Origin of the sequence: Pseudomonas sp. Pseusp97 (genome assembly GCF_047304025.1) — a bacterium.
Classification (GTDB): domain Bacteria; phylum Pseudomonadota; class Gammaproteobacteria; order Pseudomonadales; family Pseudomonadaceae; genus Pseudomonas.
On record NZ_JBGLYK010000190.1, the window covers coordinates 1 to 11,600 of the forward strand.

The 11,600-nt window shown below is 65.8% G+C and carries 11 protein-coding genes; 9 read left to right on the forward strand and 2 right to left on the reverse strand.

Annotated elements, in window-relative coordinates; translation table 11 throughout:
* On the reverse strand, positions 1-1,232 hold a 1,232-nt coding region (locus ACCC94_RS23230; protein WP_413351948.1), incomplete at its 3' end, for a sigma 54-interacting transcriptional regulator.
* Between the two features lie 452 nt (positions 1,233-1,684).
* On the opposite strand from ACCC94_RS23230, the gene ACCC94_RS23235 reads away from it, so the two are divergent.
* From ACCC94_RS23235 to ACCC94_RS23265, 7 genes are read left to right on the forward strand one after another with little or no spacing between them, the layout of a single operon-like run.
* Positions 1,685-2,524 (forward strand): FliM/FliN family flagellar motor switch protein, encoded by an 840-nt coding sequence (locus ACCC94_RS23235; RefSeq protein WP_413351949.1) that lies wholly within the window; start codon positions 1,685-1,687, stop codon positions 2,522-2,524.
* Positions 2,521-2,892: a FliM/FliN family flagellar motor switch protein gene (locus ACCC94_RS23240; protein ID WP_413351950.1), complete on the forward strand. Its 372-nt coding sequence runs from the start codon at positions 2,521-2,523 to the stop codon at positions 2,890-2,892. Before ACCC94_RS23235 ends, ACCC94_RS23240 begins: the two co-directional genes overlap by 4 nt.
* A complete protein-coding gene (gene fliP / locus ACCC94_RS23245) occupies positions 2,892-3,644 on the forward strand; it encodes a flagellar type III secretion system pore protein FliP (protein ID WP_413351951.1) in 753 nt (250 codons plus the stop codon). The genes ACCC94_RS23240 and fliP overlap by 1 nt, the downstream gene beginning before the upstream one ends.
* A 10-nt stretch (positions 3,645-3,654) precedes the next feature.
* Positions 3,655-3,927 carry a flagellar biosynthetic protein FliQ gene (locus tag ACCC94_RS23250; RefSeq protein ID WP_017521278.1) on the forward strand — a complete coding sequence of 91 codons (273 nt, stop codon included), beginning with the start codon at positions 3,655-3,657 and terminating at the stop codon, positions 3,925-3,927.
* A gap of 4 nt (positions 3,928-3,931) precedes the next feature.
* On the forward strand, positions 3,932-4,732 hold the full coding sequence (fliR, locus tag ACCC94_RS23255; protein ID WP_413351953.1) for a flagellar biosynthetic protein FliR: 801 nt from the start codon (positions 3,932-3,934) through the stop codon (positions 4,730-4,732).
* Positions 4,725-5,858: a flagellar biosynthesis protein FlhB gene (flhB, locus tag ACCC94_RS23260; protein ID WP_413351954.1), complete on the forward strand. Its 1,134-nt coding sequence runs from the start codon at positions 4,725-4,727 to the stop codon at positions 5,856-5,858. Before fliR ends, flhB begins: the two co-directional genes overlap by 8 nt.
* 2 nt (positions 5,859-5,860) lie before the next feature.
* Positions 5,861-7,957 carry a flagellar biosynthesis protein FlhA gene (locus ACCC94_RS23265; RefSeq protein WP_413351955.1) on the forward strand — a complete coding sequence of 699 codons (2,097 nt, stop codon included), beginning with the start codon at positions 5,861-5,863 and terminating at the stop codon, positions 7,955-7,957.
* A gap of 203 nt (positions 7,958-8,160) precedes the next feature.
* Here the strand turns inward: ACCC94_RS23265 and ACCC94_RS23270 are convergent, their stop codons facing one another.
* A complete protein-coding gene (locus ACCC94_RS23270) occupies positions 8,161-8,523 on the reverse strand; it encodes a PilZ domain-containing protein (RefSeq protein WP_413351956.1) in 363 nt (120 codons plus the stop codon).
* 354 nt (positions 8,524-8,877) lie between these two features.
* Between ACCC94_RS23270 and ACCC94_RS23275 the strand changes: the two genes are divergently transcribed.
* Together ACCC94_RS23275 and ACCC94_RS23280 are read left to right on the forward strand one after the other, a co-directional pair.
* Positions 8,878-9,999 (forward strand): PAS domain-containing protein, encoded by a 1,122-nt coding sequence (locus ACCC94_RS23275; protein ID WP_413351957.1) that lies wholly within the window; start codon positions 8,878-8,880, stop codon positions 9,997-9,999.
* Positions 10,000-10,009: 10 nt separating this feature from the next.
* Complete coding sequence (locus ACCC94_RS23280) at positions 10,010-11,452, forward strand: sigma-54 interaction domain-containing protein (RefSeq protein WP_413351959.1); 1,443 nt, start codon at positions 10,010-10,012, stop codon at positions 11,450-11,452.
* The last annotated feature ends 148 nt before the right edge of the window (positions 11,453-11,600 follow it).

The following is an 11,600-nucleotide window of genomic DNA, read 5'->3' on the forward strand; positions in this document are numbered from 1 at the left end:
GTGGACGCCGAACAGCACAAGTCCAGCGCCGCCATGGCCGCGGTGGCCAGCGGCGCTTCCGGCGCGGCCAGGCCGAGGTCGCGGGGCTGGATGAACAGGCCGTTGCGCAGCACCAGGGCGCGTTGCAGGGTGTTCTCCAGCTCGCGCACGTTGCCCGGCCAGTCGTGTTGCAGCAATGCGCGGCTGGCAGCCTCGGTGAGCAGGTCGTGCTCGGCGTCCTGCGGTGCGTACTGGCGGATGAAGCGGCGCGCCAGCGGCAGCACATCTTCCTTGCGCTCGCGCAGCGGCGAGATGTGCAACGGCAGCACGTCGAGGCGGAACATCAGGTCGGCGCGGAAGCGCCCCTCGCTGACTTCGGCCTGCAGGTCGCGGTTGGTGGCGGCGATGATGCGCACGTCCAGCTCGATCTCGCGGCGCCCGCCCAGGCGCTCCACGCGCTGCTCCTGCAGCACGCGCAGCAGCTTGGCCTGCAGGGCCAGCGGCAGCTCGCCGATCTCGTCCAGCAGCAGGGTGCCGCCGTTGGCCAGTTCGAACTTGCCCGGTTGGGCCGTCACCGCGCCGGTGAAGGCGCCGCGTTCGTGGCCGAAGAGGATGGATTCGAGCATCGCCTCGGGGATCGCCGCGCAGTTCACCGCGATGAAGGGCGCGTCCGGGCTGGCAATGCCATGGATGTAGCGGGCCAGCAGTTCCTTGCCGGTGCCGGTCTCGCCGGTGATCAGGATCGGCGCGCGGGTCTGCGCCACGCGTTGCGCCATGGCCAGCAGGCGGCGGCCTGCCTGGGAGCGCGAGACGAAGAGTTCCTGGGCGGCGCTGGAGGCTTCCTGGCGGCGCAGCAGCGCGGCCAGCTGGCCGGCGCCGAAGGGCGAGAGCAGGTAATCGACGCAGCCGAGGTCGAGCAGGGTGGCGGCCTTGTCCTGCTCTTCATAGCCGACGATGGGCACCACGTCGCGCTCGCGGCCATCGCTGAGCAGCGCGCCGACCTGTGCATAAAGGTCAGGGGCGGGGAAGGCGCCGGCGAGGATGAACAGCAGAGCAGCATCGCTGCGCGCGCGGGCCAGCTCGGCGAAGCCGGAGAAGCGCTCGACACGGCAGCCTTCGGCCAGCAGCGTCTGCAAAAGGAGGGCGTGAGCGGCGTCCGAAGACGGCCCGATGATCGCAACTTTTTTCTGCGCCGGCCGCTCTTCGAGCAGCGTTTCACATAATTGGTCGATCGACTGGCTTAAACTGTTCACCGCAACTTTCCATTCGCTAGTGCGTTCGAAATCCCCCCCGCGTCGTACGCCAGCACCGGCCGAAACTTTTCATCGGCGGTTGCGCAACTTCTTTATGGAAGGGGTTTCTCACGGGTGGCATTGCAACAACTTCGTCATCATTGAAGTCGCTGCAACCTGTAACTAACTCACCCACACTAACAAGTGCCAGCACTTCGCCATAGCTTCCCGCCGATTAATTTAAATCAATAGACAAAAAGTTCCGTCAAAAACAGCATTTGATATCTATTGATTTAATCGGGCGACCTCAGAACGCTATCATTGCGCCACTTCAGCAGCCTGCGACGCAGCAGTCACGGGCTTCCTGACAGACAGAGCATGCCGCGAGCAACGATCAGCCGACCCCGGCGGTCATGACACTTCCCGTGTCCTTGGGCAGATGGCAGATCGAACCTGGAAGTACGACGCTGAGCATGACTGGTAAATCAAAAGTCCACCATGGCGTGCCCGCCGACAGTCTGATCCGACTGAAACCGCAGAAACTCGGCCGGCATTATCACAAGATTCCGCAGCACATCAAAGAGATCTCCGGTAAATACCCGCGGATCATCAGCGACTACTTCCTGCGGCATTATCGAATCAATCTCGAACTGCATGACCTGACGATTCACGAGGAACTTCCCCGTGAACTGGAATGCCTGTTCGATTCGCCCCTGGGCAAGTTCGGTTTCGCCATGGACCGCGCCCTGCTCACCGAAGTCATCGAGTGCTATTACGGCGGCACGGTGGTCGCCAATCGCGACACGCCGCCGATCAGCAGCTCCGAGCAGCGCATGCTCGACCGCCTCGGCCTCGACGTGGTGGACCTGTTCGGCCGCGCCCTGCTGATGGGCGAGTCGGTCGGCCGCCTGCAGCAGATCGACCCCACCTATGAAGAAGTGCAGTGGGAGTACATCGCCGAGTTCAGCTACGTCAGCCACCTGACCGGCGAACGCTCCTCGCTCTACCTCTATCTGGACAACCCGCTGGCGGATGAGTTGACCCGCCGCCTCGCCGGCCCGCCGCCGCCGCGCCTGACCGGCAACCCGGTGGAGCACATCAAGCACCTGCCGCTGCGCCTGGACTGCGTGGTCGCCGCCGCGCGCCTGCCGCTGTCGCAGGTGCTGGCCCTGGAGCCCGGCGATGTGCTGACGATCCGCCCGCTGGAGCGCGTCGAAGTGCGGGTCAACCAGCAGAAGCTGTTCCGCGGCGCCATCTTCGAAGACGACGGCACCCTCTTCCTCTCCTCCCTGGAAAGCGTGAAAACCCCATGACCGGTTCTCTCTCCGACTCCGAATTCGAGTCGCTGATCAACGACGGCGACCTGGGCCTCAGCCAGGACGTCACCGACATCCCCGCCGAACCCGTGCGCGCGCCGCTGCCGCAGCAGGACCTGGCCTTCTTCGGCAAGATCCCGGTGAACGTCACCCTGGAAGTCGCCTCGGTGGAAATCTCGCTGAAGGAGCTGATGGACGTCGACGCGAACAGCGTGATCGTCCTCGACAAGCTCGCCGGCGAGCCGCTGGACGTGAAGGTCAACGGTGCGCTGTTCGCCAAGGCCGAGGTGGTCGTGATGAACGGCAACTACGGCCTGCGCGTGCTCGAACTGTGCGGCGCCAGCCTCGACGCCCTGACTGCGTGATGCTGTCCCGCTACCTGGCCACGCCTGGCCTGCTCATCGCCGCGCTCTGCCCGCTCTGCGCGCAGGCGGCCGGCGGCGAGGTCACGCTGTTCAACCTGCACGACACGGCGGACGGCCAGGCCTTCAGCGTCAAGCTGCAGATCCTCATCGTCATGACCCTGCTGGGCTTCCTCCCGGCGATGCTCATGCTGATGACCTGCTTCACCCGCTTCGTCATCGTGCTGGCGATCCTGCGCCAGGCCATCGGCCTGCAGCAGAGCCCGCCGAACAACGTGCTGGTGGGCATCGCCCTGGTGATGACCCTGCTGGTCATGCGCCCCGTCTGGCAGGACGTCTACAGCAACGCCTACCAGCCCTTCGAGGCCGACCAGATCAGCCTGGAGGACGGACTGGGCCGCGCCAAGCAGACCCTGAGCCGCTTCATGCTCGCGCAGACCAACCGCACCTCGCTGGAAACCATGGTCAGCCTGGCCGGCGAGACGGTGCCGGAGAACCTCAACGACCTGGACTTCTCCCTGCTGCTGCCCTCGTTCGTGCTCAGCGAGCTGAAGACCGCGTTCCAGCTGGGCTTCATGATCTTCATCCCGTTCCTGGTGATCGACCTGGTGGTGGCCAGCGTGCTGATGGCGATGGGCATGATGATGCTCTCGCCGATGATGATCTCGCTGCCGTTCAAGCTGATGATCTTCGTGCTGGTGGACGGCTGGGCCCTGATGATGGGCACGCTGACCAGCAGCGTGCAGCCGTTCTAGGGGCCCTGCGATGCTCACTCCGGAAAGCGCCGTCGATATCGTTTCCAACGCTGTGCACATCACTGCGCTGATCGTCTGCGTGCTGATCCTGCCGAGCCTGATCGGTGGCCTGCTGGTGAGCATTTTCCAGGCGGCCACGCAGATCAACGAACAGATGCTCAGCTTCCTGCCGCGCCTGCTGATCACCCTGGGGATGCTGGTGTTCGCCGGTCACTGGATCCTGCGCACGCTCTCGGAGCTGTTCATCGAGTCGTTCCACCAGGCAGGCCGACTGGTCGGCTGATGCCATGCAGCAAGGCGCATCCATCCTGCAGGCCTTCGACTACCTGCAAACGCTGCAGGCCTGGTGGTGGCCCTTCTGCCGGATCATGGCGGTGTTCGCCCTGGCGCCGATCTTCAGCCACAAGGCCATCCCGGCGCGCCTGCGCATCCTCCTCGGACTGGCGTTGACCGTCGCCCTGGGCGCCGCGCTGCCGCGTCCACCGGCCATCGATCCGCTGTCCGCGCAGGGGTTGCTGGTGGCGCTGGAGCAGGTGATCTTCGGCCTGATGCTGGGTCTTGCGCTGATGCTGGTGTTCACCGTCTTCACCCTGGTGGGCGACGTGATTTCCACCCAGCTGGGCCTGAGCATGGCGGTGTACAACGACCCCATGAACGGTGTGTCGTCGTCCTCGATCCTCTACCAGCTGTACTTCATCCTGCTGGTGTTCCTGTTCCTCTCCATCGACGGCCACCTGCTGGTGGTGAGCATCCTCTACCAGAGCTTCGTCTACTGGCCGGTGGGCAGCGGCCTGCATTACCTGGGGCTGGAATCGGTGGCCGGCAGCCTCGCCTGGGTGTTCTCCGCCGCCGTGCTGATCACCCTGCCGGTGGTGTTCTGCATGACCCTGGTGCAGTTCTGCTTCGGCCTGCTCAACCGTATCTCGCCGGCGCTCAACCTGTTTTCCCTGGGCTTTCCCATGGCGGTGCTGGCGGGCCTGGTGTGCATCTGGCTGACCCTGCCGGACATTCCCGAGAACTACCTGAAACTCACCCGCCAGCTGCTCGACGCCATCGGCGTGATCTTCCGCGAGGGGCGCCATGGCTGACCAGCACAGCGCCCAGGAGAAGACCGAAGAGGCCTCCCAGCAGAAGCTCAGGAAGAGCCGCGAGGATGGCCAGGTCAGCCGCTCCAAGGACCTCTCCACCACCCTCTCGCTGCTGGCCACGCTCATTGCGCTGAAGTTCTGCGTGGAGCACTTCTACGACGGCATCAGGCAAGGCTTCGCCCTGTCCTTCATCGACCTCAGGCACAGCGAGATCGGCCTGGACGACCTGCCGCTGGTGCTCGGCCACCACCTGGTGCTGTTCATCACCACGCTGCTGCCGCTGCTGGTTACGCCGCTGCTGGTGGTGCTGTTCTCGATGATCCCCGGCGGCTGGATCTTCTCCAGCAAGAACTTCATGCCCAAGCTCTCCAAGCTCAACCCCATTACCGGGCTGGGACGCATCTTCTCGATGCAGAACTGGACCGAGCTGGCCAAGTCGCTGCTGAAGATCGCCGTGCTGATCCTCGTCGCCCTCTACCAGTTGCACGGCGCCCTGCCCGGCCTGCTGGCGCTGCAACGCAGCAACGTGCACAGCGCCATCGCCGCCGCCTTCGGCACCTTCTACGACATCACCCTGTCGCTGCTGGTGGTGTTCATCCTGTTCTCGGTCATCGACATCCCGATCCAGTACTTCTTCTTCAAGAAGAAGCTGCGCATGACCAAGCAGGAGCGCAAGGAAGAGCACAAGAACCAGGAAGGCCGCCCGGAAGTGAAGGCGCGCATCCGCCAGTTGCAGCGCCAGCTGGTGCACCGGCAGATCAGCAAGAGCATCAAGACCGCCGACGTGGTGATAGTGAACCCGGTGCATTTTGCCGTCGCGCTGCGCTACGACCCGAAGAAGGCCCAGGCGCCCTACGTGGTCGCCAAGGGCCTGGACGAGACCGCGCTGTACATCCGCAAGCTGGCCAGGACCCAAGACCTGGAAGTGCTCGAGCTGCCGCCGCTGGCCCGCGCCATCTACGCCACCACCCAGGTGAACCAGCAGATACCCGCGCAGCTGTACAAGGCCGTGGCCCACGTCCTGACCTACATCCTCCAGCTCAAGGCCTGGCGCTCCGGGCGCCGTGAGCGGCCGGAGCTGATCAGGAACATCCCCATTCCCGAAGAACTGCTGAACAGAGTCTGACCATGCGCCTACTGCAGTCACTATTGCCGACCTTCCAGAGCGGCCGCATCGGCATCCCGCTGATCATCCTGTCGATCCTCTCGATGATCATCCTGCCGCTGCCGCCGCTGGTGCTGGACGCCCTGTTCACCTTCAACATCGTGGTGGCGATCCTGGTGCTGCTGGTCAGCGTGTCGTCGAAGAGTCCGCTGGACTTCTCCCTGCTGCCCACGGTGATCCTGGTCACCACGCTGCTGCGCCTGACCCTGAACGTCGCCTCCACCCGCGTGGTGCTGCTCGACGGCCACACCGGCACGGGCGCGGCGGGCAAGGTGATCGAAGCCTTCGGCCACGTGGTGATCGGCGGCAACTTCATCGTCGGCCTGATCGTCTTCGTGATCCTGATGATCATCAACTTCATGGTCATCACCAAGGGCGGCGAGCGCATCTCCGAGGTGACCGCGCGCTTCACCCTCGACGCCCTGCCCGGCAAGCAGATGGCCATTGACGCCGACCTCAACGCCGGCCTGATCGACCAGAACGAAGCCAAGCGCCGCCGCTCGGAAGTGGCCAAGGAAGCCGACTTCTACGGCGCGATGGACGGCGCCTCGAAGTTCGTCCGCGGCGACGCCATCGCCGGCATCCTGATCCTGCTGATCAACCTGTTCGGCGGCCTGGCCATCGGCGTGTTCGTCTACGACCTGCCCGCCGGCGCCGCCTTCCAGCGCTATGCCCTGCTGACCATCGGCGACGGCCTGGTGGCGCAGATCCCGGCGCTGCTGCTGTCCACCGCGGCAGCGATCATCGTCACGCGGGTCAACGAGTCGGCGGAAATCACCAGCCTGGTGCGCAAGCAGATGCTGGCCTCGCCGTCACTGCTCTACACCGTCGCCGGCATCCTCGTGGTGCTCGGCCTGGTGCCGGGCATGCCGCACATCGCCTTCTTCGCCTTCGCCGCGCTGGTGGCCTTCATCGCCTGGCGCCTGTCGCTGGCCGGCCCGCCCATCGAGGCGCAGACGCTGGAGCAGACTCAGGCGCTGACGCAGGCCATGGACCAGGAGCGCGCGCAGCAACTGGGCTGGGAAGACATCCCGCTGGTGGAGCGCCTGTCCATCTCGCTGGGCTACAAGCTGGTCAGCCTGGTCAACGAGGCCAGCGGCGCGCCGCTGCCGCAACGGATTCGCGGTGTGCGCCAGACGCTCTCGGAAAACCTCGGCTTCCTCCTGCCGGAAGTGCAGATTCGCGACAGCCTGCGCCTGAAGGCCTCGCAGTACGCCATCCACATCAACGGCGAGCGCATCGACGGCGCGGAAATCCATGCCGACCGGCTGATGGCCATTCCCTCGCCGGAACTCTATGGCGAAATCGACGGCATCCTCGGCGTCGACCCGGCCTACCGCATGCAGGTGGTGTGGATCCTGCCGGCGGACAAGTCCCGCGCGCTGAACCTGGGCTACCAGGTGATCGACTGCGCCAGCGTGGTCGCCACGCACCTGAACAAGGTGGTGCGCGAGCACCTGCCGGACATCTTCAAGCACGACGACGTCGAGCACCTTATGCAGCGCCTGACCCTGCAGGCACCCAAGCTGGCCGAATCGCTGAAGGCGCAGCTGACCTACTCGCAGCAACACCGGGTGTTCCGCCAGTTGCTGCAGGAGGAAGTGCCGCTCAAGGACATCGTCACCATCGCCAGCGCCCTGCTCGAAGGCAGCGAGACCACCAAGGACCCGGTGCTGCTGGCCTCCGACGTGCGCTACGCGCTGCGCCGCAGCATCGTCTCGTCGATTGCCGGCGACCGCCCGGAGCTGAGCGTGTTCGTGCTGGAGAATGCCCTGGAGAACACCCTGCTCGGCGCCCTGAGCATCGCCCAGCAGGCCGGGCCGGTGAGCCTGGACAACATCCCGGTGGAACCCAGCCTGCTCAACCAGCTGCAGCACAGCATGCCGGTGGTGAAGGAAAAGCTGCGCAAGGAAGGCCACCCGCCGATCCTCACCGTGATGCCGCAACTGCGGCCGCTGCTGGCACGTTACGCGCGGGTGTTCAGCCCGGGGCTGCATGTGCTGTCGCAGAACGAGATTCCGGAGCGGGTGGGGGTGCAGATTCTGGGGACGTTGGGGTAAGGCGTTTTTTGGGAGAGTCCGGCGCTGGGCATGCCCTCTCCCCCGCCCTCTCCCTGAAGGGAGAGGGAGCCGTTCGGCGCTCTGTTGTCGTCGCGGAGTCAGCCGGCGAGCGCTGAACTTCCGCCTCGCTCGGGACAGTCCCCTCTCCCTTCAGGGAGAGGGCTAGGGAGAGGGTGCATCAGACTGCACCCAAGCCCATCCCCTCAGGACAGCCGCGCCCGCCCCAACAAACTGCGGTTGAAACTCACCGACATCGACGTCACCAGCTCGGTGAACGCCGCGCTCGGCCGGTCCAGCTTGAAGCCCTGTTCGAAGCGCGCATTCTTGGCGTCTTTCTTCGACCACTGGCAGATCGCGCTGATGTCCACCGAGCGGGTGTGGTCCTCGCGCACCGGAATCTCCAGGCGCATGTCATAGCAACTGCCCGGCGCCAGCGGCTCCTGCGTTACCAGCCGCAGGCCGCCCATCGAGACGTCCAGGACCACCCCCATGGGGTCGCCGCTCAGGCGGTTGGTCACGTTGATCTGGCCGATGTGGCGGAAGGTCAAACGACGGTGCTTGCGCATGGCGGCCTCTTGTAGGGATCGGGCTCTGGGTTCAGGGAGCGAAACGCGCGCGCATCCTAGCAGCGCGGGCGCCTCAAGCGAACTCAAAAGCTATCAACTGGCCAGTATCTGGATAGGAAATCGCCGCGCCTTCCATCGCCCGGCGCACTGCTGCAGTCGCGCAGCAGATACTCTGCGAGCTGCGCTGCACGATTGCCCCCAGTGCTGCGTTTTTGCATACACCCTTGCGCACTACCCCACCAAGTGCGGGATTTTCAGGCTGGCATGCAACATGCCTGCGCTCTTCACGCGCGCCGCAAACGCCGCGCCGCCGTGTTGGGAATTTGCAATGGGAGATTTGCGTTGGAGGGAGAAATGGACCCACTGAAACTGCTGCTGGACAGGGGCCTGCTGCTGTCCGACAGCCTGACGTCCCAGGGACGCTTCATCGAAGTCTCCGCCGAGCAGACCGACCAGCTCGGTTACCCGCCCGGTTCGCTGGACGGCCAGGGCGCCGAGCTGATCTACACCGCCGACTCGCTGAACTCGCTGATGCAGTTGTTCGCCAGCCCGCCGGCGGACGAGCGCGTGCAGGACCTGGAGCTGACCCTGATCCGCCATAACGGCGGCCTGCTGCCGGTGCTTGCCAGCGGCGTGCTGCAATGGCGCGACGGCGAGCCGGCGCGCCTGCACCTGGTGAAGATGCCGCTGGGGCCGATCAGCCGGCGCCTGGGCGAGCTGCAGAGCGCCAACGAGGTTATGAGCCAGATGCTCTTCAGCGCGCGGGTGGCCTACTGGTGCATCGAGTTCGCCGAGTCGGTGGACGTGCGCGAAACGCCCGACGAGATCGTCCGCCAGGTGTTCGAGAACCGCTCCTACTGGCGCATGTGCAACCGCGCCATGGCCAACATCTACGAGATGCCCGCCGACGTCGATTTCAGCGAACAGCCGGTGCGCCTGTACTGGCCGCGCAGCCCAGCCAACGAGGAGTTCGTGCGGCGCCTGATCGAGGCGGAATTCCATGTCGACGGCGCGCTGTCGGTGGACCGCCGCCACGACGGCTCGCCGGCCTATGTGGAGAACGACGTGCGCGCCAGCATCCACAACGGTCGCCTGCTGCGTATGTGGGGTAGCCTGCGCGACGTCAGCCAGGAGCTGCGCATGCAGCACGACGCAGAGCAGCGCATCGAGGCGCTGCGCCGGGTGTTCGACGCGGTGCCCGACGCCGTGCTGGTGATCGACGAACAGGCCCAGCCGCAATGGCGCAACGCCGCCTTCGAGCAGACCTTCGGGATTACTCGCGCGGCCGGGCTGGCCTCGACGCTCAACCGCATGCCGCTGCCCGAACGCACCTGGCAGGTGCTCGACCTGCCCGACCAGTTCGGCAACTACCAGTCCTTCAACAGCCACTGCTCGCGCATCCTCATCCGCGAGAGCGTGGCCTGGCGCGTCTTCGTGCTGCGCTTGGCGAACAAAGCGACGGAGCTCCATCCATGAGCAAAGAAGCATGAGCGAAGAAGGCTTCTTCGCGCCGCTGCGCATGGGCATGCGCTCGTCGGTCAGCGCGTCGGCGGAGATGCTCAGCGCGCTGCTGGAAACCCCGGCGCTGCATGCCCTGCTGGACAGTTTCAGCGAGGCGCTGATCGTCTGCGACGGCGACTCGCGGGTGCGCTTCATCAATCTCGCGGCGGAACGGGTCAACCGCGTTACCCGCGTAGACGTGCTGGGCCTGAGCGACGTGGACTTCTTCCAGCGTTCGGCGCTGCAGTTCGACGACTTCCAGCAGGCCCTGCGCCGAGGCGGCAAGAGCGCGCTGACCCGTTCGCGCGATGGCCGGGTGTTCCTCACCCGCGCCCAGGCGGTGCCGACCACGGCCTATGAGAAGCCCTACAGCCTGCTGATCCAGCGCGAGTACGAGCCGGGCACGGCGGGCAGCCTGCGCAGCCCGTCCGGGCGCGCCTCGACCACCGACCTGCAGGGTCTGGGCGACCCGCAGGACAATGCGCTGCACATGTCGCCGCTGCTCTCCTCCATCGCCGACATGGGCGTGCGTGCCTTTCGCCGCCGCGCGCGTCTGCTGCTGCTTGGCGAGCCCGGCGTAGGCAAGACCGCCATCGCCCGGCACATCCACCGCGCCGCCGGCTGGGGCGACCGGCCCTTCATCGACGTGAACTGCGCGAGCATCCCGGAAACCCTGTTCGAGTCGGAAATGTTCGGCTACGAGCGCGGCGCCTTCACCGGCGCGTTGCAGTCGGGTAAGCGCGGCTATATCGAGAGCGCCTCGGGCGGCACGCTGTTCCTCGACGAGATCGGCGAAATCCCGCTGCAGGTGCAGGCCAAGCTGCTCAAGTTCCTCGAGGACGGCACCATCCAGCCGGTGGGTTCGCCGCTGTCCAAGCAGGTCCAGGTGCAGGTGATCGCCGCCACCAACAAGGATCTGCGCGCCCAGGTGGCGGCCGGCGAGTTCCGCGCCGACCTCTACTACCGACTGGCCGTGCTGCCGGTGGAAATCCCGCCGCTGCGCGCCCATCGCGACGACCTGCCGGTGCTGATGGACATCCTCCTGGCGCGCATCAACCGCGACCGCCAGCCGCCGCTACGCCTCGCCTCGGGCTGCCGCGAACGCCTGCTGGGCTACGACTACCCCGGCAATATCCGCGAGCTGGTGAACATCTTCGAGCGCCTCGCCGTGCTCGCCGACGACGTGGCAGAAGAACTGCACCTGCCGCCGGAACTGCTCGGCGCACCGCCGGCCGGCAGCCCCGTCGCCACGGTCGTCGCCGAGCCGGCCGCGGCCATCGACGATCAGCCGCTCAAGGCCCAGGTGCAGCGCTACGAACGCCAGGTGATCCTGCGCGCGGTGAGCCTGTGCGGCAGCAAGCGCAAGGCGGCAATCCACCTGGGTATCGATGTGGGCACGCTGATCCGCAAGTTGCAGCGGGACGATTGAGCGCACTCCGCTCCCACGCCGGGTTTTCCCATATCTGTAGGAGCGGGGGGGGGGGGGGGGGGGCGCCCCCCCCCCCGGGGGGGGTGGGCGCGGCCGACGACCCCAACACAAAAGAAAAAAAAGACACACCACCGCCCCCCCCCCCCCA

Coding starts and splice junctions, on each gene's coding strand:
- ACCC94_RS23235 (WP_413351949.1), top strand. CDS start 1,685: ATGACTGGTAAATCAAAAGTCCACCATGGCGTGCCCGCCGACAGTCTG.
- ACCC94_RS23240 (WP_413351950.1), top strand. CDS start 2,521: ATGACCGGTTCTCTCTCCGACTCCGAATTCGAGTCGCTGATCAACGAC.
- fliP (WP_413351951.1), top strand. CDS start 2,892: ATGCTGTCCCGCTACCTGGCCACGCCTGGCCTGCTCATCGCCGCGCTC.
- ACCC94_RS23250 (WP_017521278.1), top strand. CDS start 3,655: ATGCTCACTCCGGAAAGCGCCGTCGATATCGTTTCCAACGCTGTGCAC.
- fliR (WP_413351953.1), top strand. CDS start 3,932: ATGCAGCAAGGCGCATCCATCCTGCAGGCCTTCGACTACCTGCAAACG.
- flhB (WP_413351954.1), top strand. CDS start 4,725: ATGGCTGACCAGCACAGCGCCCAGGAGAAGACCGAAGAGGCCTCCCAG.
- ACCC94_RS23265 (WP_413351955.1), top strand. CDS start 5,861: ATGCGCCTACTGCAGTCACTATTGCCGACCTTCCAGAGCGGCCGCATC.
- ACCC94_RS23270 (WP_413351956.1), bottom strand. CDS start 8,523: ATGCGCAAGCACCGTCGTTTGACCTTCCGCCACATCGGCCAGATCAAC.
- ACCC94_RS23275 (WP_413351957.1), top strand. CDS start 8,878: ATGGACCCACTGAAACTGCTGCTGGACAGGGGCCTGCTGCTGTCCGAC.
- ACCC94_RS23280 (WP_413351959.1), top strand. CDS start 10,010: ATGAGCGAAGAAGGCTTCTTCGCGCCGCTGCGCATGGGCATGCGCTCG.